The following is a 24,586-nucleotide window of genomic DNA, read 5'->3' on the forward strand; positions in this document are numbered from 1 at the left end:
CGAGCGAACGGGGATTAGCCGAGCGATATGAGTTAGTGGAACGGTCTGGAAAGTCCGGCGATAGAGGGTGATAGCCCCGTACACGAAAGCGATTATCGACGTATTAAGTAGGACGGCACACGTGATATGTTGTCTGAAGATGGGGGGACCATCCTCCAAGGCTAAATACTCCTGACTGACCGATAGTGAACCAGTACCGTGAGGGAAAGGCGAAAAGAACCCCTGTGAGGGGAGTGAAATAGAACCTGAAACCGTATGCGTACAAGCAGTAGGAGCAGACTAGTTCTGTGACTGCGTACCTTTTGTATAATGGGTCAGCGACTTACTTTCAGTAGCTAGGTTAACCGTCTAGGGGAGCCGTAGAGAAATCGAGTCTTAATAGGGCGTTGAGTTGCTGGGAGTAGACCCGAAACCCGGTGATCTATCCATGGCCAGGATGAAGGTTGGGTAACACTAACTGGAGGTCCGAACCCAAGTATGTTGCAAAATGCTGGGATGAGCTGTGGATCGGAGTGAAAGGCTAATCAAACCGGGAGATAGCTGGTTCTCCTCGAAAGCTATTTAGGTAGCGCCTCACGTCTTACCCTCGGGGGTAGAGCACTGTTTCGGCTAGGGGGTCATCCCGACTTACCAACCCGATGCAAACTCCGAATACCGAGGAGTACAATCGTGGGAGACACACGGCGGGTGCTAACGTCCGTCGTGGAAAGGGAAACAACCCAGACCGTCAGCTAAGGTCCCAAATTACAGTTAAGTGGGAAACGATGTGGGAAGGCTTAGACAGCTAGGAGGTTGGCTTAGAAGCAGCCACCCTTTAAAGAAAGCGTAATAGCTCACTAGTCGAGTCGGCCTGCGCGGAAGATGTATCGGGGCTCAAACTGTAAACCGAAGCTACGGATGCGTGCTTGCACGCATGGTAGAGGAGCGTTCTGTAAGCCGTTGAAGGTGTGTTGTAAGGCATGCTGGAGGTATCAGAAGTGCGAATGCTGACATGAGTAACGTTAAAGGGAGTGAAAAGCTCCCTCGCCGGAAGACCAAGGTTTCCTGTCCAACGTTAATCGAGACAGGGTTAGTCGGCCCCTAAGGCGAGGCAGAAATGCGTAGTCGATGGGAAACGGGCTAATATTCCCGTACTTCTTGTGGATGCGATGGAGGGACGGAGTAGGCTAGGTGATCAGGGCGTTGGTTGTCCCTGTATAAGCGAGTAGGCTGGGAGTTTAGGCAAATCCGGACTCCTAAGGCTGAGACGCGATGTCGAGTCCTCTTTTGGACGAAGTCATTGATGCCATGCTTCCAAGAAAATCTTCTAAGCTTCAGTTCACAAGAAACCGTACCCCAAACCAACACTGGTGGTCAGGTAGAGAATACCAAGGCGCTTGAGAGAACTCGGGTGAAGGAACTAGGCAAAATGGTACCGTAACTTCGGGAGAAGGTACGCCGGTTTTGGTGATGGGACTTGCTCCCTAAGCTGAGGCTGGCCGAAGTGACCAGGTGGCTGCAACTGTTTATCAAAAACACAGCACTGTGCAAACACGTAAGTGGACGTATACGGTGTGACGCCTGCCCGGTGCCGGAAGGTTAATTGATGGGGTTAGCGTAAGCGAAGCTCTTGATCGAAGCCCCGGTAAACGGCGGCCGTAACTATAACGGTCCTAAGGTAGCGAAATTCCTTGTCGGGTAAGTTCCGACCTGCACGAATGGCGTAATGATGGCCACGCTGTCTCCACCCGAGACTCAGTGAAATTGAAATCGCGGTTAAGATGCCGTGTTCCCGCGGCTAGACGGAAAGACCCCGTGAACCTTTACTACAGCTTTGCACTGAACTTTGAGCCTATTTGTGTAGGATAGGTGGGAGACTTTGAAGCGATGTCGCTAGATATCGTGGAGTCGTCCTTGAAATACCACCCTGGTATGTTTGAGGTTCTAACTCAGGTCCGTTATCCGGATCGAGGACAGTGTATGGTGGGTAGTTTGACTGGGGCGGTCTCCTCCCAAAGAGTAACGGAGGAGCACGAAGGTACACTCGGCATGGTCGGAAATCATGCTATGAGCGCAAAGGTAGAAGTGTGCTTGACTGCGAGACAAACTCGTCGAGCAGGTACGAAAGTAGGTCTTAGTGATCCGGTGGTTCTGTATGGAAGGGCCATCGCTCAACGGATAAAAGGTACTCCGGGGATAACAGGCTGATACCGCCCAAGAGTTCACATCGACGGCGGTGTTTGGCACCTCGATGTCGGCTCATCACATCCTGGGGCTGAAGCCGGTCCCAAGGGTATGGCTGTTCGCCATTTAAAGTGGTACGCGAGCTGGGTTCAGAACGTCGTGAGACAGTTCGGTCCCTATCTGCCGTGGGCGTTGGAGAATTGAGAAGAGCTGCTCCTAGTACGAGAGGACCGGAGTGGACGAACCTCTGGTGTTCGGGTTGTGTCGCCAGACGCATTGCCCGGTAGCTATGTTCGGACAGGATAACCGCTGAAAGCATCTAAGCGGGAAGCCCCCTTCAAGATAAGTTCTCCCTGGGATTTTAAATCCCCTAAAGGGCCGTTAAAGACTATGACGTTGATAGGCTGGGTGTGGAAGCGTTGTAAGGCGTTGAGCTAACCAGTACTAATTGCCCGTGAGGCTTGACCATATAACTGAAGTTACTGATCAGTGACGTAGGACAAGTAAGTAAGACACGCTTGAACAGAAGCAGAGCAACAGAAAAAGACTTAAGAATTTACCACCCTATTTGGAACCGGAAACTGCACTCATCACGAGGTAAGACTAAAACCGATCCAAGCCAGTTTGCCTGGCGACCATAGAGCATTGGAACCACCTGATCCCATCCCGAACTCAGAAGTGAAACGATGCATCGCCGATGGTAGTGTGGGGTCTCCCCATGTGAGAGTAGGTCATCGCCAGGCTTTAAATCAAAACGCCCTGATTCGAAAGAGTCAGGGCGTTTTACTTTGTGCCGGGAAAATGTTGGGTGGCTGGCGCTGACCGACGGCAATGGCTCGCGACGTCCTGTCGCTCGGGCCGCGCCCGTCTCGCGGTGCTCGACGCCCAAACCGGCTTCCTGCCGGTTTGTCGCCAGGCTTTAAATACAAAACCCCAGTCGCTATGCGGCTGGGGTTTTTTATTTATGGCTTTTTGACTTAGTGTTACGGAAGTCGGGCTCCATGTGACAAATTTGTCGGGAACAAATTTGGGCGCCGCAGCAACGCGCAGGCGGTCCGCAGGACCGAGGGCCAGGAGGGCCCGAGTCACTGTAGGTCGTGGAAACTTGATGAAGCCCGTTAAGTGGTCAGGGCGTTTTACTTTGTGCCGGGAAAACGTTGGGTGGCTGGCGCTGACCGACGGCAATGGCTCGGGCCCTCCTGGCCCTCGGGCCGCGCCCGTCTCGCGGTGCTCGACGCCCAAACCGGCTTCCTGCCGGTTTGTCGCCAGGCTTTAAATACAAAACCCCAGTCGCTATGCGGCTCGGGTTTTTTATTTATGGCGTTTTACTTTGTGTCACAACCTTATCGCTGTCACTCTTCGCGTCGCGAAGCGTCTCTAGCCTTGTCATCGCGAACAGCGTGAAGCGATTCAGAGTCTCCATTTCCATCCACATTCAGAGGTTTTAGAAAGCCAACAACTACAGTGTTTCTAAGTAGGATTTAAAAACCTGTGTCTCGCTACAGTCAAAAAACATAGAATGCTCAAAAGCCAGGGGGATATATGAATAAAGTTTATAGAAAAATGCTGCTGCTAATCGGTGTTGTATCAGGGTTGGCTGGTTGTGGTGAACAACCAGATAAAAAAACAGTTTTTGATCCGGCACACTGGAAAACTAATGTCGAACAACACTGGGCAACGGATACAGAGCAGCAAAGGCTCACGCTTGCATATGAAAAAATGCAGGGAATCGCTGACCGATGGCATGAGGATGTTCAGGCATTTGAAAGGAAATGGTTAGTACTTAAAAGCTTTAAAGAGGCAGAAAAACTAATATCGCAGGTTAGTAATGACCTTTGGTTGCATGCCAAAGCTTCTATGGAAGCCAAAAAAGATTTTGATGATCGTCCTCTTTATTGGGCGCGACTCGGTTATATCTGGGTGATAAAAAATGCACAACCACAATTTGAGCTGACAGAAAAAGAAATATATCAGCTGGAAGAGATATTTGAGTCTGCAAGTCGTGGGCGTGCAGATCTTGAATACACGTCTGATGCCCCGCTGAAAATATTGATTACAGGCTTTGACCCGTTTTTACTTGATCGAAATATCCTTCAGGGTAACCCATCTGGAATTGCTGCTCTTGCTCTCGATGGCAAGGTGATAGAGTTTAATGGTCAGAAAGCAGAAATAAATGCGGTCACGTTTCCAGTAAGGTACGAAGACTTTGATCTGGGAGAGGTCGAAAGCCTGTTAGGGCCATATTACGAAAATGACTCGGTAGACATGGTAGTAACGATCAGTCAGGGGCGTACTGATTTTGATCTGGAGCGTTTTCCTGGTCGTCGTAGAAGCGCAACTGCCCCTGATAACCTGAATATATACGCCGCTGCAAGTAGTAAAAACCCAATACCAGGTCTTTTGGGTGGGAAAGAAATTGCTGGGCCGGAATTTGTTGAATTCAGCTTGCCAGTTGAACTCATGCAACAAGCAACTGGCTCATATGCTATCAACGATAACCGTAAGGTTACGTATTTGGAGCAAGGCAGTTCTGAGGATGGTGCCAAAGAGCCCGTGACTACAGAGGCTGGCCATTTAACGGAACTCGCTGACAAAATAGCCGTTAGTGGTAGTGGTGGAGGCTATTTATCCAATGAAATATCCTATCGCAGCATTCGACTTCGCAATGAATTGGATTCTTCGATCCCTACAGGCCATATTCATACTCCGAAACCGGAAGCGTTTACACCAGAGATTATTGAACCCATGGTTGAACAAATCGAAGCGATGCTGAAAAACGCATTGCCGGCGCTCTGATGGAAGTCTATTTACTTTATTTGGCTCTAGGGCTACTGGCCGGGTTTGTTGGGGGCCTGTTCGGTTTGGGTGGCGGAGTAATCATCGTTCCGCTGCTCATTATCGCATTTAGTGCCCAGCAGTTTGATCCTGCGGTATTGACCCATCTGGCGATAGGCACTTCGCTGGCGACCATTGTGGTGACATCTATTAACGCCACTTGGGTTCATCATCGACGCCAGGCTGTAGAGTGGGGTGTTTTTAAAAAACTTGCTCCGGGCATTGCTGTAGGGGCGCTTGCAGGTGGTTTGGTGGCTTCCTATTTATCAGGAGTAATATTGCAGCTGGTGTTTGGTGTGCTCATGGTTGCAGTTGCAATGCAGGCAGGCTTTGGTGTTAAGCCACATGCCCATCGAGAAGTGCCTGGTTGGCTTGGTAATTCCTTTGCTGGCACATCTTTTGGCATGTTGTCGGCGATCTTTGGGATTGGTGGTGGGTCTCTTACAACACCATATTTGTTGTGGTGCAATGTGCCGATACATAGAGCGATTGCAACCAGTGCCGCATGCGGTTTGCCTATTGGCTTGTTTGCTGCAATGAGCTTTATGGTGGCGGGCTGGGAAGAAGAGCTGCCAGTCGGATCGTTGGGCTTTATCTATCTCCCAGCTCTGCTTGGCATATCATTGGCCGCTATGATCAGTGTGCGTTGGGGTGCGGCCCTTGCTCACCGTTTACCTGGGGCTACTCTTAAGCGTTGGTTTGCGCTGGTTATTTTTGCTTTAGGTGTACGATTTATCTGGATCAATTTAGTTGAGCTTTGGGGTGGGTAATGTCAGATCTGACGAATAACCTGATTTCGATTTTGGCAGATGGTGAGTTCCACTCCGGTGAGGAGCTGGGAGAGCGGCTGAGTGTAACCAGGACGGCAATCTGGAAGCAGATCCAAAAGTTGTCGGAGTGGTCTTTGGTTATCGAAAGTATCAAGGGGCGTGGCTATCGTATAGCTGGCGGGCTTGAACTTTTGGATAAGGCGAAAATTGAAAACAGCATTTCTGAAAAAAATCACTCTCTTATTTCGAAGCTTGAAATTTTGCAGGCGGTGGATTCAACCAATACGCTTGCCAAACAACACGCAGAACGAGGTAATGCTTCGGGTTTGGTGGTCTTGGCTGAAAGACAGACAGCGGGACGTGGTCGGCGCGGTCGCACGTGGGTGAGTCCCTTTGCACGTAACATTTATTTGTCGGTTGTCTGGGGTTTTGATGGTGGTGCAGCTTCACTGGAAGGTTTAAGTCTTGCGGTTGGTGTGGCGGTAAAGCGAGCTGTAGAAACCTGTGGTTTAAAAGGTGTTTCATTGAAGTGGCCTAATGATGTACTTGTTGGGCAAAGTAAGTTGGGCGGGATTCTGTTGGAAATGACTGGTGATCCTGCGGGCTTTTGCCAGGTTGTTGTGGGTGTGGGTCTTAATGTGGCTATGCCCATGGAGGGTGCCGAAGAAATTACCCAGCGGTGGACAGACCTTCAGAAGGCGGGCGGAAATACGCTTTCGAGAAATGAAGTGGCTTCAGTTTTATTAAACGAACTGCTGGCATTGTTGGATGATTATCAGTCTGTTGGCTTTGAGAAATATCGTGAAGAGTGGCAGGCCAGTGATGCGTTTAAAGACCAGTCCGTGAAATTGGTAACGCCAAATCAGGAAGTTACTGGTATCGCAAGAGGAGTAGCTGAAAATGGTGCTTTGCGGTTGGAGGTGGGTGGTGAAGTTAGAAGCTTCAACGGCGGTGAGATCAGTCTGAGGGGGGCTGGTTGATGGCCATATTGGATATCGATATTGGCAATACTCGAATTAAATGGCGCTGCGCAAAACGTTATGGCGCTTTGGCGCATAAGGACTCATTGCAATTGATTAACCAGCATTTGGCGGGGCCGCCTGAAAGGGTTCGCGTTGCTAACGTTGCTGGAGAAGAGATTGCCGAAAAAATATCAGCCTGGGTTTTTGCGAGCTGGGCAATTGAGGCGGAATTTGCTCGTGTGGAATCCATTGCGGCGGGCGTAAGTTGTGGTTACGAGGATCCAACGCAACTTGGTGTAGATCGCTGGTTGGCAATTTTGGCGGCATATCAAAAGTGGCCCGGCAACTTAGTGGTGGTCAGTGCGGGAAGTGCGCTCACAGCTGATCTGTTGACTGCAAGCGGCCAGCATTTGGGTGGTTACATTGTTCCGGGTTTGGAATTGCAGCGCAGCGCACTGTTTGAGGGGACTGATCAGGTTAAAGTGCCATCCGAATGGGATCAGTCTGACCTCGGGGCTGCCTCAAATACACTTCAGGCTGTTAATCGCGGTTGCATTCATTCTCTGTTGGGTGTGATTGAGGCGGCCTCCAATCAACTTGCTGAGCCTCTCGTGGTTTTGGGGGGTGGAGACGCAGGGGTTCTGGAGCCGCATATAAAAGATAGGTCAGTGATAGTTGCTCCGGGGTTGGTGCTGGAAGGGTTGGATATTTTACTGCCATAAGGTGATTGGATGCGTTGGTTGTTGCTGACACTGTTGATGTGTAACGGCGTGATGGCCTATTGGTTGTCGGGGCAGCAAGAGCAGCGTCAAGAGCGGTTCAAGGCAGCGCCTGTAAGTTCTGAAAAACAGCTGATGCTGGTTTCTGAGCGGCCTGCTCATCCTGAGCCGTTGGATGATATGGTGCGGCACCGTGCAGACGTCGTTGCTCAAAAGTGCCTGCTTATCGGTCCAATCCTGAGTCAGGACTCGGCCAATGATCTCTATGTTGGCATGAGGGCCGCCGGTCTAGCGGTAGAATTTTGGCAGAAAGAGCGTGAGATGGAGGCCGGGTATTGGGTCTACTTGCCTCCATATGAAAGCCGTGAATTGGCACAGCGCAGGCTAAATCGATTATTAAGTGATGGTATAGATAGCTTCATATTTGGTGAGGGTGAGCTGGTTAATGGCATTTCACTGGGTATTTACAGTAGTAGTGATAATGCCAGTTCCAGAAAGCAGGCGCTGGAGCGGCGCGGTATACGCCCGCAAGTCAGGCTGGCAACCAAGACGGTGGTAGAGTACTGGTTGCAATTTCCGGCAATAGACCGGGCTTTACTGGCTTCAAAGTTCTGGTCAGATCTGGCTGAAGTGGCACCAAATGCAGAAATTTCAGAAAAAAGCTGCGAGCCTGTTGCGTCTGGTCCCGACTTCCCCTAGAATCCCGCCTCCGCTGTATTGAGATGTCTTCAACACAGTCCGAGCTGGTGTAGCTCAGTTGGCAGAGCAGCTGACTTGTAATCAGCAGGTCGTAGGTTCGACTCCTATCACCAGCTCCATTTTTTTGCCTCTTGTTGGCCTTTTGAAGTTGACAAGGGTGGGTCTGCAAAGTAAATTGCACGGCCTTTTCGCAGGGGTTCCCGAGTGGCCAAAGGGATCAGACTGTAAATCTGACGCGAAAGCTTCGGTGGTTCGAATCCACCCCCCTGCACCATTATTTAGGCATTGCAGCAATGAGCTTGCTGTAGGGCCAGAGGCGGAGCCTCCAAGCTTGACCTCGTTGCACGCGGAAGCGCGGCGAAAAAGAGAGTTCAAGCGGGTATAGTTCAGTGGTAGAACGTCAGCCTTCCAAGCTGAATATGCGGGTTCGATTCCCGCTACCCGCTCCAGTTTTACCCGGTGTGGGACTGGTAATGGTTTACGCTCTTGTAGCTCAGTTGGTAGAGCACACCCTTGGTAAGGGTGAGGTCGGCAGTTCAAATCTGCTCAAGAGCTCCAGATTATTCCCCGGAGCATAGCGCTCCGAGGGAGTTTTTTGGCAGTTAAAAAATGATCGCGAGGGAGTGTAAGTGCTTACTTTCAGTGATCTCCCTCAGGAAAAGCGTTTGGTAATTTAAGATAGCCGCAGACTATCACCAAATGCAGGCTGGAAAGCCACGATTTCTGCAGGCCAGTAGTTCAATTGGTAGAGCACCGGTCTCCAAAACCGGCTGTTGGGGGTTCGAGTCCCTCCTGGCCTGCCATCTATTAACCCGATATCAGAGTGGCAACTGTATACATGAGTGCTGTAACCGAAGAGAGTCGTTATCGCCTGGATGGATTGAAGTGGCTGTTGGTCGCGCTGCTGGTAGCTGGTGCGGTTTATGGTAACCATCACTTTGGTGCTGAGCCGTTTCTGTATCGTCTGCTGGGTGTGCTGGCTGCTATTGGTGTGGCGCTGGTAATTGCTTTGAGGACTGCCAAGGGTGCGGATTTCTGGGCTCTTGTGAAGGGTGCCCAGGTAGAGGCTCGCAAGGTTGTATGGCCGACTCGCCAAGAGCGTAATCAAATCACTTTGATGGTTGTTGTTGTGGTCATCGTGATGGCTCTGATCCTGTGGGGTCTGGACGCGCTGTTCGGCTGGATTGCTGCACTCATTATCGGATAAGGGTTGACCAATGGCTAAGCGCTGGTACGTAGTACACGCCTATTCAGGCTTTGAAAAGAAAGTCGCCAGTTCGCTGAAAGAGCGTATTGAGCTGCACGGCATGCAGGATCTGTTCGGTGAGGTTCTGGTGCCTTCCGAAGAAGTTATTGAAATGCGTGGTGGTCAGAAGCGTAAGAGTGAGCGTAAATTTTTCCCGGGCTACGTTTTGGTCCAGATGGAGCTCACTGACGAAACCTGGCACCTGGTGAAAGAAACTCCGCGAGTAATGGGCTTTATTGGTGGTAAGGCTGATAAGCCAGCGCCGATTACCGAGCGTGAAGCGGAAATCATTCTGCAGCGTATGCATGACTCGGAAGACAAACCGAAACCTAAGACCATGTTTGAGCCAGGTGAAGTGGTTCGCGTAATTGATGGTCCGTTTAATGATTTCAACGGCGTGGTTGAGGAAGTCAACTACGAGAAAAGCCGACTGCATGTGGCGGTGTCGATCTTTGGTCGCACTACACCGGTTGAGCTGGAATTTACTCAGGTAGAAAAAACCTGATCACATGGCCTTTGGTGTAGTGCCGAAGGCGTTTGTGTACTAGATTTTTAACGGCTCCGTCAAATGGTTGGCGGGGCGGGGAGCCTGTGACGGCTCTATTTTGCGTTGTGGTCTGCAAATTTGCAGCCTTGTGAGATAGGCCCGAGGCGTTAACCACCCATCTGGAGTGTAACGATGGCTAAGAAAATCGAAGCTTATATTAAGCTGCAAGTAGCTGCCGGCAAGGCAAACCCAAGCCCCCCTGTGGGTCCGGCCCTGGGTCAGCACGGCGTAAACATCATGGAGTTCTGTAAAGCGTTCAACGCACAGACTCAAGGTATGGAGCCAGGCCTGCCTGTGCCAGTTGTAATCTCTGTTTACAGTGATCGCAGCTTCACCTTCATTATGAAATCTCCGCCCGCAGCAGTGCTGCTGCGCAAGGCCGCCGGTATCAAAAGTGGCAGCAGCCGCCCGAACACTGACAAAGTGGGTAAGGTGACTCGCGAGCAACTGGAAGAAATCGTTAAGACCAAGGAAGCTGACCTGACTGCAGCTGACATGGATGCTGCTGTTCGCACCATCGCTGGTAGCGCTCGCAGTGCAGGTATCGAAGTGGAGGGTCTGTAATGGCTAAGTTGTCCAAGCGCCAGCGCGCTATCCGTGAAAAAGTACAGGCTGGCAAGCAGTACAGCATCTCCGAAGCGGTTGCTCTGCTGAAAGAACTGTCCACTGTTAAGTTTGCTGAAACCGTAGATGTTGCTGTTAACCTCGGCATCGATCCACGTAAATCGGACCAGGCTGTTCGTGGTGCAACCACTCTGCCTAACGGTACCGGTAAAGATGTTCGCGTTGCTGTGTTCACCCAGGGTGAAGCTGCGGAAGCTGCCAAGGCGGCTGGTGCCGACATCGTTGGTATGGAAGATCTGGCCGAGCAAGTTAAAGCCGGCAACATGGACTTCGACGTAGTGATCGCCGATCCGGCAGCTATGCGTGTTGTTGGTCAGTTGGGTCAAATCCTGGGTCCTCGCGGCCTGATGCCAAACCCGAAAACCGGCACCGTAACTCCAGATGTTGCGACTGCAGTTAAGAACGCTAAAGCTGGTCAGGTTCGTTACCGCGCTGACAAAGCTGGTATCGTTCACGGCGGCATCGGCAGCCTGGGTTTTGAAGAGTCTGCTCTGAAGCAGAACTTGGAAGCCCTGATCTCTGACCTGAAGAAAGCCAAGCCAGCTTCTGCGAAAGGCGTTTATTTGAAGAAAGTGACCCTGTCCACCACCATGGGCCCGGGCCTCGCTATCGATCAGTCGTCTCTGGAAATCTAAGTTTCCGAAGGCGAAAAAGAACTTTGGGGTCCGTGGCATTGCTTAATGCCTTGCCATGGACCGTCAAAGACCGCAGGCCTTTTGGTTGCAATGCCAGAAGTTAATGAAGCAAAAGCTTCGCCCGCGCAGACGGTGAAACCCAATTCAGCATTTTTCTAAATATAGAGTTCAGTAGTGAGCTTTATTAAGAAAACTGGATTAATCACCGAAACGACTGACCGGTCAGTATGTAATAGGCCAGTCAGGTAGATGTAACGATTGACCGCTCCCTCTTCCTGTGAAGGGTGGATGTCAGTTAAATCCAGGAGAAATCTTGTGGCATTAGGACTTAAAGACAAAAAAGCGATTGTCGCTGAAGTCCAGGAAGCTGCTAAGAGCGCTCTGTCCGCTGTTGTCGCCGATGCACGTGGCGTAACAGTTGGCGACATGACAGCGCTGCGCAAGCTGGCCCGTGAAAACGGTGTTTGGATGAAAATCGTCCGTAACACTCTGGCCCGCCGCGCAGTTGAAGGTACCGACTACGAGTGTCTGAATGACAGCTTCGTAGGCCCGACCCTGATTGCTTTCTCTAACGAACATCCTGGCGCCGGTGCGCGCATCTTTAAGGATTTCGCTAAAGGAAACGACAAGTTCGAGCTGAAAGTCGCTGCCTTTGAAGGTTCGATCTTCGACATCAACAAGTTGGCTTCACTGCCGACCAAAGATGAGGCGATCGCCAAGCTGATGAGCGTGATGAAAGAAGCAGCTGCTGGCAAGCTGGTACGCACTATTGCGGCCATTCGCGACCAGAAAGAGCAACAGGCTGCCTAAGTTTCGGTTTGTTCCGAACTGAGCAGTTTATTAAAGTTTTAATGAGCCCGGCCCACACTCATTTAAATGTGGCTGTAAGTGCTCCCCAATGTTAGGAAATGACTCATGTCACTGACTAAAGAAGATATCATCAATGCCGTTGCAGAAATGTCTGTATCTGACGTTGTTGAACTGATCGAAGCTATGGAAGAGAAGTTTGGTGTTACCGCTGCTGCTGCCGCTGTTGCAGTTGCTGGTGGCGACGCTGGTGCCGCTGCTGAAGAGAAGACCGATTTCGATATCGTTCTGTCTTCTGCTGGCGACAAGAAAGTTAACGTTATTAAAGCTGTTCGCGCAATCACCGGTCTGGGCCTGAAAGAAGCCAAGGCTATGGTTGACGGCGCTCCGGCCACCGTTAAAGAAGGTGTTGCCAAGGACGAAGCTGAAGAAGCCAAGAAGCAGCTGGAAGAAGCTGGCGCTGTCGTCGAGCTCAAGTAAGCACGGTGCATATAGCGCATGCTGTCTGAATAACATCAGACGCGGGGCTGGCGGGCAAACTCTCGGGTTTGGCTCGCCGGCCTTTTCCTGCTTGAAGAGACTGTATTTTTCAGTTTCCTCAAACGGGGTTGAAAAAGCGTTGTAACACGGCGTTACAGCGAATGGGTTCCACAGTGGGGCCCGACTTAAGTTAAGTACTGGGGAATGCAGATGCCTTACTCATACACTGAGAAAAAACGTATTCGCAAGGACTTCGGCAAGCTGCCACAGGTGATGGAGCTTCCGTACCTGCTTGCAATACAGCTCGATTCTTTTCGCAATTTTACGCAACTGGGTATTTCCGCCGAACAGCGGCAGGAAACCGGGTTGCACGCTGCATTTAAATCAGTGTTCCCGATTGTCAGCTATTCAGGCAACGCTGCGCTTGAATACGTTGATTACCAGTTAGGTAAGCCCGTTTTCGACGTTGAGGAGTGTAAGTTACGCGGTGTAACTTATGCCGCTCCGCTGCGGGTAAAAGTTCGACTGGTTATTTACGACAAAGAGTCCTCGAACAAAGCGATCAAGGACATCAAAGAGCAAGAAGTTTACATGGGCGAAGTGCCCCTGATGACCGAGAACGGTACTTTTGTTGTAAACGGTACCGAGCGTGTAATCGTGTCTCAGCTGCATCGCTCTCCGGGTGTGTTCTTCGACCACGATAAGGGTAAGACTCACTCTTCCGGTAAGCTCCTGTATTCCGCGCGTATCATTCCTTACCGCGGTTCGTGGCTCGACTTCGAGTTCGACCCGAAAGATCTGGTTTACGTACGTATTGACCGTCGCCGCAAGCTGCCGGCCACCATTCTGCTGCGTGCGCTGGGCTACAGCTCCCAGGAGATGTTGGAGCTGTTCTACGATAATACCAACTTCCATGTTGACCACGACAAGCAAGTGTTCAAGATGGAGCTGGAGCCGTCGCGCCTGCGTGGTGAAATCGCTGGCTTTGATATCAAGGCCGGCAAAAAAGTACTGGTTGAACAGGGCCGTCGCATTACCGCTCGCCACATTCGCGATCTGGAAAAAGCCGGTGTTACCGAGCTGGAAGTTCCAGCCGAGTACCTGATGGGCCGTGCGCTGGCAAAAGACATTATCGACACCGATACCGGTGAAGTGATGTTTGAGTGTAATACCGAGATTACTGCGGACGTAATGGCCGAACTCGGTAAAGCCGGCATTAACACCATCGAGACTCTGTACACCAACGACCTCGATTGTGGTCCGTTCATGTCTGACACTCTGCGTGCCGATCCGACCCGCAGCCAGCTGGAAGCACTGGTAGAGATCTACCGTATGATGCGTCCGGGTGAGCCGCCTACCAAGGAATCTGCAGAAGGTTTGTTCCAGAACCTGTTCTTCAGCGATGAGCGTTACGATCTTTCTGCGGTTGGTCGCATGAAGTTCAACCGTCGTCTGGGCCGTGAAGATGAAACCGGCAGCGGTGTACTGGATCGCGAAGACATTGTAGAAGCGCTGAAAACCCTGATTGATATCCGCAACGGTAAAGGTACCGTAGACGATATCGACCACCTGGGTAACCGTCGTATTCGTTCCGTTGGCGAAATGGCCGAAAACCAGTTCCGTATCGGTCTGGTTCGCGTTGAGCGCGCGGTGAAAGAGCGCCTGTCCATGGCTGAATCCGAAGGCTTGATGCCTCAGGACATGGTGAACGCCAAGCCAGTTGCTGCCGCGATGAAAGAGTTCTTCGGCTCCAGCCAGCTGTCCCAGTTTATGGACCAGAACAACCCGCTGTCCGAGGTAACTCACAAGCGTCGTATCTCCGCGTTAGGCCCTGGTGGTCTGACCCGTGAGCGCGCTGGCTTTGAGGTTCGTGACGTACACCCGACCCACTACGGTCGCGTATGTCCGATTGAGACGCCGGAAGGTCCAAACATTGGTCTGATTAACTCCCTGGCTACTTATGCCTGCACCAACAGCTACGGCTTCCTTGAGAGCCCGTATCGCAAGGTTGTAGACGGCAAGGTAACCAGCGACATCGAATACTTGTCTGCCATCAACGAAGGCGAGACCGTTATCGCCCAGGCTTCAGCCGAGGTTGATAAAAACGGCAAGCTGGTAGAAGAGTTGGTTTCTGTTCGTCACCAGGGTGAATTTACCGTTAAACCGCCGATGGATGTTCAGTATCAGGACGTGTCACCGCAGCAGGTTGTGTCTGTAGCTGCCGCCCTGATTCCATTCCTTGAGCACGATGATGCTAACCGCGCCTTGATGGGCTCGAACATGCAACGTCAGGCTGTACCTACCCTCCGTGCCGAGAAGCCGGTGGTTGGTACTGGTATGGAGCGTTTTGTTGCCCGTGACTCCGGTGTGTGTAAAGTTGCCAAGCGCGGCGGTGTGATTGAGAGCGTTGACGCAGGCCGTATCGTGGTTCGCGTAAACGACAAAGAGGTTGAGGCCGGTGACGCCGGTGTGGATATCTACAATCTCACCAAGTACACCCGCTCCAACCAGAACACCTGTATCAACCAGCGCCCGATTGTGCGCACTGGTGACAAGGTGGAGCGCGGCGACATTCTCGCTGACGGTCCGTCTGTGGACCTGGGTGAGCTGGCGCTGGGCCAGAACATGCGTATCGCGTTCATGCCTTGGAACGGTTACAACTTCGAGGACTCCATTCTGGTATCCGAGCGCGTGGTGAAAGAAGATCGCTTCACCACCATCCACATTCAGGAACTGACCTGTGTGGCTCGTGACACCAAGCTGGGTTCTGAGGAAATCACCGCCGATATCCCCAATGTGGGCGAATCTGCGCTGTCCCGTCTTGACGAGTCCGGTATCGTTTATATCGGTGCTGAAGTTGCTGCTGGCGACATTCTGGTGGGTAAGGTTACTCCGAAAGGTGAAACCCAGCTTACTCCGGAAGAGAAGCTGTTGCGTGCAATTTTCGGTGAAAAAGCCTCTGATGTGAAAGACACGTCACTGCGCGTTCCATCCAGTACCAAAGGTACTGTGATCGACGTACAGGTATTTACCCGTGACGGTATCGAACGCGATGCCCGCTCACTGGCCATTCAGAAAGCTGAGCTGAACCAGTTCCGCAAAGACCTGAATGACGAATACCGCATCATGGAAAACGCCACCTTTGAACGACTGCGTTCAGCCCTGGTTGGCAGCAAAGTGGTTAAGGCGCCGGGCCTCAAAAAAGGCGACGAGTTGACCGATGATGTAGCGGCTGGCTTTGATAAAGACTCCTGGTTCAAAGTACGCATGGAAGATGAGGCTCACAACGAGCAGATCACCCGTGCAGAAGAGGGCCTGAAAGAGCGCCGTGTAATTCTCGACGAGCGCTTTGAGGACAAGAAAGGCAAACTGCAAACCGGTGATGACCTGGCACCAGGCGTGCTGAAGATCGTTAAGGTTTACCTTGCGGTTAAGCGTCGCATTCAGCCGGGTGACAAGATGGCTGGTCGTCACGGTAACAAAGGTGTGATCTCTGTAATCATGCCGGAAGAGGATATGCCGCACGACGCCAACGGCGAGCCGGTAGACATTGTTCTCAACCCGCTGGGTGTACCATCCCGTATGAACGTGGGTCAGGTACTTGAAACTCACATGGGTCTGGCTGCTAAAGGTCTGGGTCGCAAGATCGACGACATGATCCGCGAGCAGAAGAAAGCTGCCGAGCTGCGTGAATTCCTGCAGGAGGTTTACTCCGCTGGTAAGAGCGCTGATCCAGCCGATCTTAAGAAACTGACCAATACCGAAATCCTCGAGCTGGCCGAAAACCTGCGCGGTGGTGTGCCAATGGCTACCCCGGCGTTTGACGGCGCTAAAGAGGAAGAGGTTAAAGAGCTGCTGCGTCTTGCTGATTTGCCGGAATCCGGACAGATGAATCTGTTCGACGGCCGCACCGGTGACAAGTTCGAGCGTCCGGTAACCGTTGGTTACATGTACATGCTCAAGCTGAACCACTTGGTCGACGACAAGATGCACGCCCGTTCCACCGGTTCTTACAGCCTGGTTACCCAGCAACCGCTGGGTGGTAAGGCACAGTTTGGTGGTCAGCGCTTCGGTGAGATGGAGGTGTGGGCACTGGAAGCTTACGGTGCCGCCTACACGCTGCAAGAGATGCTGACGGTGAAATCCGATGACGTGAATGGTCGTACCAAGATGTACAAAAACATCGTGGACGGAGACCACCGCATGGAGCCGGGTATGCCAGAGTCCTTTAACGTACTGGTTAAAGAGATTCGCTCACTTGGTATCAACATCGAACTGGAAAGCGAGTAAGGGTTACCTGATCGCTGAAAGAGCTTTATTAGCTTAAGAGAGTGCGGGGCCTTGCGCAGGCCCCCGCCAATCGACTACCCACTGGAGGAAAGACCTTGAAAGACCTACTGAATCTTTTGAAGTCTCAGGACCAAACTGGCGAATTTGATGCAATCCGCATCGGTCTGGCATCACCGGACATGATCCGCTCTTGGTCATTTGGCGAGGTCAAAAAGCCGGAAACCATCAATTACCGTACCTTCAAGCCCGAGCGTGAAGGTCTGTTCTGTGCCAAGATCTTTGGCCCGGTAAAAGATTACGAATGCTTGTGCGGCAAGTACAAGCGCATGAAGCACCGCGGCATTGTTTGTGAGAAGTGTGGCGTTGAAGTCACCCTGGCCAAAGTACGTCGCGACCGTATGGGTCACATCGAACTGGCTTGTCCGGTAGCGCACATCTGGTTCCTGAAGTCCCTGCCGTCCCGTATCGGCTTGCTGCTGGATATGACGCTGCGCGAAATTGAGCGTGTGCTGTACTTCGAATCCTACGTTGTGGTCGAGCCGGGTATGACTACCCTGGAGCGCGGCCAGCTGTTGAATGATGAGCAGTACTTCGAAGCTCTGGAAGAGTTCGGCGATGAGTTTGAAGCCCTGATGGGTGCCGAAGCGATCCAGCGTTTGATGAAAGACATCAACCTGGAAGAAGATATCAACGAGCTGCGTGAAGCCATTCCGGCCACCAACTCCGAGACCAAGATCAAGAAATACTCCAAGCGCCTGAAGCTGCTGGAAGCTTTCTACAACTCTGGCAACAAGCCGGAGTGGATGGTGCTTGAAGCGCTGCCAGTTCTGCCGCCGGATCTGCGTCCGCTGGTACCGCTGGACGGCGGTCGCTTTGCGACTTCCGACCTGAACGATCTGTATCGTCGTGTTATTAACCGTAACAACCGTCTCAAGCGCCTGTTGGAGCTGAATGCTCCGGACATCATCGTGCGCAACGAGAAGCGTATGCTGCAGGAGTCTGTAGACGCGCTGCTGGATAACGGTCGTCGCGGCCGCGCCATTACCGGCTCCAACAAGCGTCCACTCAAGTCGCTGGCCGACATGATCAAAGGTAAGCAAGGTCGTTTCCGTCAGAACCTGCTCGGTAAGCGTGTAGACTACTCCGGTCGTTCCGTGATCGTGGTAGGTCCGACCCTGCGTCTGCACCAGTGCGGCCTGCCTAAGCGTATGGCGCTGGAACTGTTCAAGCCGTTTATTTTCTCCAAGCTGGAGTCCCGCGGCCTGGCAACCACCATCAAAGCCTCCAAGAAAATGGTGGAGCGTGAAGAGCCGGTGGTATGGGATATTCTCGACGAAGTGATTCGCGAGCACCCGGTGCTGCTGAACCGTGCACCGACCCTGCACCGTCTGGGTATCCAGGCGTTTGAGCCGGTGCTGATTGAAGGTAAAGCGATTCAGCTGCACCCGCTGGTGTGTGCGGCCTATAACGCCGACTTCGACGGTGACCAGATGGCGGTACACGTACCGTTGACCCTGGAAGCCCAGCTGGAAGCGCGCGCGCTGATGATGTCTACCAACAACATCCTGTCGCCCGCTAACGGAGAGCCGATTATCGTACCTTCCCAGGACGTGGTTCTGGGTCTGTACTGGATGACTCGCGAGCGCATCAACGCCAAAGGCGAAGGCACTCTGTTTGCCGACGTGAAAGAAGTGTCCCGAGCGTTCTACAGCAAAAAAGTTGACCTGCAGGCGAAAGTTAAGGTTCGTATCAGCGAAGTGATCTTCGATGAGAATGGCGAGCGCCATGATCGCACTTTCGTTGCAGACACCACAGTGGGCCGCGCCCTGTTGTGGGACGTTGTGCCGCAAGGTCTGCCATTTGAAACCGTTAACCGCCCGATGGTTAAGAAAGCGATCTCCAGCGCTCTGAACGAGTGCTACCGTCGCGTTGGCCTGAAGTCCACCGTGATCTTCGCCGACAAACTGATGTACACCGGTTTCGACTTCTCTACCAAGTCCGGTTCATCTATCGGTGTAAACGACTTCTTGATTCCTGCAGCCAAAGCCGAGATTATCGCCCGTGCCGATCAGGAAGTTCAGGAGATCGAAGCCCAGTTCGCTTCCGGTCTGGTAACTGCCGGCGAGAAGTACAACAAGGTGGTGGACATCTGGTCTCGTGCCAACGACCTCGTTGCCAAGGCGATGATGGAAGGCATCTCGAAAGAGACTGTGGTTAACCGTGATGGCGAAGAGGAAGAGCAAGCATCTTTCAACTCCGTATACATGATGGCCGACTCAGGTGCTCGTGGTTCACCCGCACAGATTCGTCAGTTGGCTGGTATGCGTGGCCTGATGGCTCGTCCGGACGGCTCTATTATTGAAACGCCGATTATCGCCAACTTCCGTGAAGGTCTGAACGTACTTCAGTACTTCATCTCTACGCACGGTGCTCGTAAAGGTCTGGCGGATACCGCCTTGAAGACAGCGAACTCCGGTTACCTGACCCGCCGTCTGGTGGACGTGGCTCAGGACATGGTTGTAGTTGAAGAAGACTGTGGTGCTACCGAAGGTCTGTTGATGACTCCGGTGATCGAGGGTGGTGACATCATCGAATCCCTGGGTGATCGTATCCTCGGCCGTGTAGTAGCCCGGGACGTGAACAAGCCTGGCAGCGACGAAATCGCCCTGCCGGCTGGCACCATGATCGATGAGAAATGGGTTGAGCGCATCGAGGCGATGGGTATCGACGAGGTTCTGGTGCGTTCTCCTATTACCTGTGACACCCGCTACGGTATTTGTTCCGAGTGTTACGGTCGCGACCTGGCTCGCGGTCACAAGGTCAACTCCGGTGAAGCGGTTGGTGTTATCGCTGCCCAGTCCATCGGTGAGCCGGGTACCCAGCTGACGATGCGTACCTTCCACATCGGTGGTGCGGCTTCTCGTGCCTCTGCCGTGGATAACATTCAGGTTAAGCAGGGCGGTAAGGTTCGCTTGGTTAACGCCAAGGCTGTAGAGCGCGAAAACGGTGAGCTGATCTCCGTATCCCGTTCTGCCGAACTGGCCCTGGCCGACGAAAACGGTCGCGAACGCGAGCGTTACAAGCTGCCTTACGGTGCGATCATCAAGGTGAAAGAAGGCGCTACAGTTGCCGCTGGCGACGTGGTTGCGAACTGGGATCCACACACCCACCCGATCGTGTCGGAAGTGTCTGGTACCGTTAAGTTCTCCGGTATGGAGGATGGCCTGTCCATCCGTCGTACCACAGACGACATGACCGGTCTGACCAGCATTGAGGTGCTGAGCCAGAACGAGCGTCCGTCGGCTGGTAAAGACCTCAAGCCGATGATCACTCTGGTGGATGAGAACGGCAAAGAGTTGTGCTTCACGAACTCTACTGTTCCGGCGCACTACGCGCTGCCGGGCAAAGCCATCGTGATGTCAACTGACGGCGCCCAGATTGGTGTTGGTGAAGTTATCGCCCGTATCCCGCAAGAGAGTGGTGGTACCAAGGATATTACCGGTGGTCTGCCACGCGTTGCCGACCTGTTCGAGGCCCGCAAGCCGAAAGATCCGGCTATCCTGGCCGAGATCTCTGGTACCGTCAGCTTCGGTAAAGAGACCAAAGGCAAGAACCGTCTGGTTATCATCCCGACAGATGGTAAGGTTTTGGACGATGGCAGCACTCAGTACGAGTCCCTGATTCCTAAATGGCGTCAGCTGGGCGTGTTCGAAGGTGAGCATGTTGAAAAGGGTGAGGTGATCTCTGACGGCCCGTCCAACCCGCATGACATTCTGCGCCTGCTGGGTGTGGATGCGCTGGCCAAGTACATCGTCAACGAAGTGCAAGACGTTTACCGCCTGCAGGGTGTAGGTATTAACGACAAGCACATCGAAGTGATTGTTCGCCAGATGCTGCGCAAGGTTGAGATTACCGATATGGGTGACTCACCGTTCGTGAAAGGCGAGCAAGTTGAATACAACCGCGTGATGGAAGTAAACGAACAGCTGGAGCTGGAAGGTAAGTTCCCAGCCAAGTTCGAGCGCCTGCTGCTGGGTATTACCAAAGCATCTCTGGCGACTGAGTCCTTCATCTCTGCGGCCTCCTTCCAGGAGACCACACGCGTACTGACCGAAGCGGCCGTTACCGGCAAGCAGGATGGTCTGCGTGGTCTGAAGGAGAACGTTGTTGTGGGTCGACTGATTCCGGCAGGTACCGGTCTGGCCTACCACAAACAGCGTCGTGCCGAGCGTGAAGCCGGTGACGTGGACGCTCTGGCAGTAACCGCAAGTGATGTGGAAGCTGCGCTGAGTGAAGCCCTGAGTTCCAGCGACGACAAGTAATCGCTTTGTCGTCACCCTTCACGCAGCGAAGGATCTCTTTCTCTAACGGGTTGCGAGATTCTTGGCTGCAGAAAGGGTGGCAATATGGCCAGTTGCTTGACGTGGGGGGGTGGTGTCTTTAGAATGCCGCTCCCCGCATTTGGCCTGCGGCTATTTTGCTGTGCGCCAATGAAGTTGGGAATATGAAAATCGTTCCTGTTTTTAGGAACACTATTTTAGGTTTTGGAGTTAATTTAATGGCAACGATCAACCAGTTGGTTCGTAAGCCGAGAAAACGCAAAGTAGCCAAGAGCGACGTACCGGCCCTGCAGGCCTGCCCTCAGCGCCGCGGTGTGTGCACTCGCGTCTACACCACTACCCCGAAAAAACCAAACTCTGCATTGCGTAAAGTATGTCGTGTACGTTTGACCAACGGTTACGAAGTAACTTCGTACATCGGTGGTGAAGGTCACAACCTGCAAGAGCACAGCGTGGTTCTGATTCGCGGTGGTCGTGTAAAAGACTTGCCGGGTGTTCGCTATCACACCGTTCGTGGCGCCCTGGACACCTCCGGTGTTGAAGGTCGTCGTCGCGGTCGTTCCAAGTACGGTGCCAAGCGTCCTAAGTCCTAAGACTTGGATGGCACCTGAACGATAGCTATTGATGCGTGTTCTCGTTTTCAGGTTCAACGAATCTGGAAATTAAGCGCGAACCGAGTAAGGCCGGGCTTGCTATAAATTTTGGTCCCGGACAACCCTGAAGAGAAGGGCCCTGAAAAGGGTAATTGAGTATGCCAAGAAGACGAGTAGTCGCTAAACGTGAAGTGCTGCCGGATCCCAAGTTCGGTAACGTAACGTTGGCCAAGTTCATGAACCACGTAATGGTCAGCGGTAAGAAGTCCCTGGCTGAGCGCATTGTTTACGGTGCGCTGGATACCGTGGAAACCCGTCTCAAGAAAGACCCGATCGAGGTTTTCGAAGAGGCGTTGGAAAATATCGCACCAATGGTTGAGGTTAAGTCTCGCCGTGTTGGTGGTGCGACCTACCAAGTGCCTGTTGAAGTGCGTCCGGCTCGCCGTACTGCACTGGCGATGCGCTGGTTGGTGGATTACGCGCGCAACCGTGGTGAGAAATCCATGGCGCAGCGCCTTGCGGGTGAGATTGTAGACGCCTCGCAAAACAAAGGTGCCGCAGTGAAGAAGCGCGAAGACGTTCACCGTATGGCAGAAGCCAACAAGGCTTTCTCCCACTTCCGGTTCTAAAGCGTCGCTTGTTGACGGTGCCATTGCGATTGTTAATGGCACCAGTCACAGGGATTTCACAGAAAGGTGGCTATATAGCTGCCTTTTTGTGGATGACCAAATCAGACTTTTTGAAAAACAAGGCAAAAAATCGTGGCACGTAAGACACCTATCAGTCGTTATCGCAACATTGGCATCTGCGCACACGTGGATGCGGGTAAGACTACGACTACAGAACGTGTACTGTTCTACACTGGCTTGTCCCACAAGATCGGTGAAGTGCATGATGGTGCGGCCACTATGGACTGGATGGAGCAGGAGCAAGAGCGGGGTATTACCATTACCTCTGCGGCAACTACCTGTTTCTGGTCCGGCATGCAGCAGCAGTTTGATCAGCACCGTATCAACATTATCGATACTCCCGGACACGTTGACTTCACCATTGAGGTGGAGCGCTCCCTTCGAGTGCTGGATGGTGCAGTGGTTGTGCTGTGTGGTTCTTCCGGCGTTCAGCCCCAGACTGAAACTGTCTGGAGGCAAGCTAATAAATACGAAGTTCCGCGCCTGGTGTTCGTCAACAAGATGGACCGCGCCGGTGCTGACTTTATGAAAGTGGTTGGCCAGTTGAAAACCCGTTTGGGTGCAACGCCGGTGCCGCTTCAGATGACCATTGGTGCCGAAGACGAGTTCGAGGGCGTGGTCGATCTGGTCAAAATGAAAGCCATTCACTGGAATCCCAATGACATGGGGATGACTTTCGAATACGGCGAGATTCCGGCGGATTTGCTGGATGAATGCGAGGAGATGCGCGAGCACCTGATTGAGGCTGCAGCAGAGGCGTCCGATGAGTTGATGGACAAGTACCTCGAAGGCGGCGAGCTGAGCGAAGAAGAGATCAAGGTTGGTATTCGCCAGCGCACCCTGGCGAATGAGATCGTACCGGTGCTGGGTGGCTCTGCATTTAAGAACAAGGGCGTTCAGGCCGTTCTGGACGCTGTAGTTGAGTACCTGCCGTCTCCTCGAGAGGTGAAGGCGATCGAAGGGGTGCTCGACGACAAAGATGAGACTGTTGATACCCGTGTGGCGGATGATGATGCTCCGTTTGCGGCGCTGGCGTTCAAAATCGCCACCGATCCGTACGTGGGTACGCTGACCTTCTTCCGGGTTTACTCCGGTAAATTGCAGACCGGTGATACCGTTTTCAACCCGGTAAAAGGCAAGAAAGAGCGGATTGGGCGTATGGTGCAGATGCACTCCAATAACCGCGAAGAGATTAAAGAAGTATTGGCTGGTGATATCGCTGCTGCGATTGGCCTGAAAGATGTCACCACCGGTGAGACTCTGTGTGATCCGAATTCGGTGATTACCCTGGAGCGTATGGAATTCCCGGAGCCGGTTATTTCGGTGGCTGTAGAGCCGAGAACCAAGTCCGACCAGGAAAAGATGGGCGTTGCACTTGGCAAATTGGCGCAGGAGGATCCATCCTTCCGTGTGGCCACTGATGAGGAAACCGGACAGACTATTATCTCCGGTATGGGTGAGTTGCACCTGGATATCATCGTTGACCGCATGCGTCGCGAGTTCAGTGTTGAAGCCAATATTGGTAAGCCACAGGTGGCTTATCGCGAAATGATTAAAAATACTTGCCAGATTGAAGGTAAGTTTATTCGTCAGTCCGGTGGTCGCGGTCAATACGGTCACGTGTGGATCAAGTTTGAACCGCGTCAGGATGGCGAAGAAGGTTTGGAATTCGTCAATGAGATTGTCGGTGGTGTGGTTCCTCGTGAATACATTCCGGCGATCGAGAAGGGTGTCGGTGAACAGATGGCCAATGGTGTTCTGGCCGGTTACCCGTTGTTGGGTCTGAAGGCGACCATCTACGATGGCTCCTTCCATGATGTTGACTCCAACGAAATGGCGTTTAAGATCGCTGCATCAATGGCAACCAAGAAGCTGGCCGAGCATGGCGGAGCTGTGCTTATGGAGCCAATGATGAAAGTGGAAGTCGTTACTCCGGAAGAGAACATGGGCGATGTTGTGGGTGACCTCAACCGTCGTCGTGGTCTGATCCTGGGTATGGACGAGGGTACATTAGGCAAAGTGGTAACTGCTGATGTACCTCTGGCGGAGATGTTCGGTTACGCAACCGATCTGCGCTCTGCAACTCAGGGTCGTGCGACCTTTACCATGGAGTTTGAGAAGTACGCTGAAGCTCCAGCCAATATTGCTGAAGAAGTGATTGCCAGAAATAGAGGCTAAGCTTCCATC

At 52.6% G+C, this 24,586-nt stretch carries 16 protein-coding genes, 5 tRNA genes and 2 rRNA genes (1 of these 23 running past the window's edge); all 23 read left to right on the forward strand.

Features of this window, described 5'->3' with window-relative positions:
* A 23S ribosomal RNA gene (locus QP938_00990) occupies positions 1–2,632 on the forward strand; it begins 248 nt to the left of the window's first position.
* Between the two features lie 158 nt (positions 2,633–2,790).
* Positions 2,791–2,906 (forward strand): 5S ribosomal RNA (gene rrf, locus QP938_00995).
* A gap of 799 nt (positions 2,907–3,705) precedes the next feature.
* Positions 3,706–4,959: a hypothetical protein gene (locus QP938_01000; protein ID WIO74508.1), complete on the forward strand. Its 1,254-nt coding sequence runs from the start codon at positions 3,706–3,708 to the stop codon at positions 4,957–4,959.
* Positions 4,959–5,768 carry a sulfite exporter TauE/SafE family protein gene (locus tag QP938_01005; GenBank protein WIO74509.1) on the forward strand — a complete coding sequence of 270 codons (810 nt, stop codon included), beginning with the start codon at positions 4,959–4,961 and terminating at the stop codon, positions 5,766–5,768. Before QP938_01000 ends, QP938_01005 begins: the two co-directional genes overlap by 1 nt.
* The gene (birA, locus tag QP938_01010) at positions 5,768–6,748 is read left to right on the forward strand and encodes a bifunctional biotin--[acetyl-CoA-carboxylase] ligase/biotin operon repressor BirA (protein ID WIO74510.1); all 981 of its coding nucleotides are present in this window, start codon (positions 5,768–5,770) and stop codon (positions 6,746–6,748) included. Before QP938_01005 ends, birA begins: the two co-directional genes overlap by 1 nt.
* Complete coding sequence (locus tag QP938_01015) at positions 6,748–7,452, forward strand: type III pantothenate kinase (GenBank protein ID WIO74511.1); 705 nt, start codon at positions 6,748–6,750, stop codon at positions 7,450–7,452. The genes birA and QP938_01015 overlap by 1 nt, the downstream gene beginning before the upstream one ends.
* A gap of 9 nt (positions 7,453–7,461) precedes the next feature.
* On the forward strand, positions 7,462–8,148 hold the full coding sequence (locus tag QP938_01020) for an SPOR domain-containing protein (GenBank protein ID WIO74512.1): 687 nt from the start codon (positions 7,462–7,464) through the stop codon (positions 8,146–8,148).
* Between the two features lie 43 nt (positions 8,149–8,191).
* Positions 8,192–8,267 (forward strand) — tRNA-Thr (locus QP938_01025).
* 71 nt (positions 8,268–8,338) lie between these two features.
* Positions 8,339–8,422, forward strand: a tRNA-Tyr gene (locus QP938_01030).
* A 101-nt stretch (positions 8,423–8,523) separates the two neighbouring features.
* Positions 8,524–8,597 (forward strand) — tRNA-Gly (locus QP938_01035).
* Positions 8,598–8,630: 33 nt separating this feature from the next.
* A tRNA-Thr gene (locus QP938_01040) sits at positions 8,631–8,706 on the forward strand.
* Between the two features lie 169 nt (positions 8,707–8,875).
* Positions 8,876–8,951 (forward strand) — tRNA-Trp (locus tag QP938_01045).
* 35 nt (positions 8,952–8,986) lie between these two features.
* Positions 8,987–9,355, forward strand: coding sequence for a preprotein translocase subunit SecE (gene secE, locus QP938_01050; protein ID WIO74513.1), 369 nt, complete (start codon positions 8,987–8,989; stop codon positions 9,353–9,355).
* 10 nt (positions 9,356–9,365) lie between these two features.
* The gene (gene nusG, locus QP938_01055; GenBank protein WIO74514.1) at positions 9,366–9,899 is read left to right on the forward strand and encodes a transcription termination/antitermination protein NusG; all 534 of its coding nucleotides are present in this window, start codon (positions 9,366–9,368) and stop codon (positions 9,897–9,899) included.
* A gap of 174 nt (positions 9,900–10,073) precedes the next feature.
* Complete coding sequence (gene rplK / locus QP938_01060) at positions 10,074–10,505, forward strand: 50S ribosomal protein L11 (GenBank protein WIO74515.1); 432 nt, start codon at positions 10,074–10,076, stop codon at positions 10,503–10,505.
* Positions 10,505–11,200 carry a 50S ribosomal protein L1 gene (gene rplA, locus QP938_01065; protein ID WIO74516.1) on the forward strand — a complete coding sequence of 232 codons (696 nt, stop codon included), beginning with the start codon at positions 10,505–10,507 and terminating at the stop codon, positions 11,198–11,200. Before rplK ends, rplA begins: the two co-directional genes overlap by 1 nt.
* A gap of 315 nt (positions 11,201–11,515) precedes the next feature.
* Positions 11,516–12,010, forward strand: a complete 495-nt coding sequence (gene rplJ / locus QP938_01070) for a 50S ribosomal protein L10 (GenBank protein ID WIO74517.1) — start codon at positions 11,516–11,518, stop codon at positions 12,008–12,010.
* 105 nt (positions 12,011–12,115) lie between these two features.
* A complete protein-coding gene (gene rplL / locus QP938_01075; GenBank protein WIO74518.1) occupies positions 12,116–12,487 on the forward strand; it encodes a 50S ribosomal protein L7/L12 in 372 nt (123 codons plus the stop codon).
* A gap of 210 nt (positions 12,488–12,697) precedes the next feature.
* Positions 12,698–16,777, forward strand: a complete 4,080-nt coding sequence (rpoB, locus tag QP938_01080) for a DNA-directed RNA polymerase subunit beta (protein WIO74519.1) — start codon at positions 12,698–12,700, stop codon at positions 16,775–16,777.
* Positions 16,778–16,872: 95 nt separating this feature from the next.
* The gene (gene rpoC / locus QP938_01085) at positions 16,873–21,099 is read left to right on the forward strand and encodes a DNA-directed RNA polymerase subunit beta' (GenBank protein ID WIO74520.1); all 4,227 of its coding nucleotides are present in this window, start codon (positions 16,873–16,875) and stop codon (positions 21,097–21,099) included.
* 236 nt (positions 21,100–21,335) lie between these two features.
* Positions 21,336–21,710, forward strand: a complete 375-nt coding sequence (gene rpsL, locus QP938_01090; protein ID WIO74521.1) for a 30S ribosomal protein S12 — start codon at positions 21,336–21,338, stop codon at positions 21,708–21,710.
* A gap of 158 nt (positions 21,711–21,868) precedes the next feature.
* The gene (gene rpsG / locus QP938_01095) at positions 21,869–22,339 is read left to right on the forward strand and encodes a 30S ribosomal protein S7 (GenBank protein WIO74522.1); all 471 of its coding nucleotides are present in this window, start codon (positions 21,869–21,871) and stop codon (positions 22,337–22,339) included.
* Positions 22,340–22,471: 132 nt separating this feature from the next.
* Positions 22,472–24,577 (forward strand): elongation factor G, encoded by a 2,106-nt coding sequence (fusA, locus tag QP938_01100; protein WIO74523.1) that lies wholly within the window; start codon positions 22,472–22,474, stop codon positions 24,575–24,577.
* The last annotated feature ends 9 nt before the right edge of the window (positions 24,578–24,586 follow it).

The organism is Porticoccaceae bacterium LTM1, assembly GCA_030252795.1.
Taxonomy (GTDB): Bacteria; Pseudomonadota; Gammaproteobacteria; order Pseudomonadales; family Porticoccaceae; genus SCSIO-12696.

Coding starts and splice junctions, on each gene's coding strand:
- QP938_01000 (WIO74508.1), top strand. CDS start 3,706: ATGAATAAAGTTTATAGAAAAATGCTGCTGCTAATCGGTGTTGTATCA.
- QP938_01005 (WIO74509.1), top strand. CDS start 4,959: ATGGAAGTCTATTTACTTTATTTGGCTCTAGGGCTACTGGCCGGGTTT.
- birA (WIO74510.1), top strand. CDS start 5,768: ATGTCAGATCTGACGAATAACCTGATTTCGATTTTGGCAGATGGTGAG.
- QP938_01015 (WIO74511.1), top strand. CDS start 6,748: ATGGCCATATTGGATATCGATATTGGCAATACTCGAATTAAATGGCGC.
- QP938_01020 (WIO74512.1), top strand. CDS start 7,462: ATGCGTTGGTTGTTGCTGACACTGTTGATGTGTAACGGCGTGATGGCC.
- secE (WIO74513.1), top strand. CDS start 8,987: ATGAGTGCTGTAACCGAAGAGAGTCGTTATCGCCTGGATGGATTGAAG.
- nusG (WIO74514.1), top strand. CDS start 9,366: ATGGCTAAGCGCTGGTACGTAGTACACGCCTATTCAGGCTTTGAAAAG.
- rplK (WIO74515.1), top strand. CDS start 10,074: ATGGCTAAGAAAATCGAAGCTTATATTAAGCTGCAAGTAGCTGCCGGC.
- rplA (WIO74516.1), top strand. CDS start 10,505: ATGGCTAAGTTGTCCAAGCGCCAGCGCGCTATCCGTGAAAAAGTACAG.
- rplL (WIO74518.1), top strand. CDS start 12,116: ATGTCACTGACTAAAGAAGATATCATCAATGCCGTTGCAGAAATGTCT.
- rpoB (WIO74519.1), top strand. CDS start 12,698: ATGCCTTACTCATACACTGAGAAAAAACGTATTCGCAAGGACTTCGGC.
- rpsL (WIO74521.1), top strand. CDS start 21,336: ATGGCAACGATCAACCAGTTGGTTCGTAAGCCGAGAAAACGCAAAGTA.
- rpsG (WIO74522.1), top strand. CDS start 21,869: ATGCCAAGAAGACGAGTAGTCGCTAAACGTGAAGTGCTGCCGGATCCC.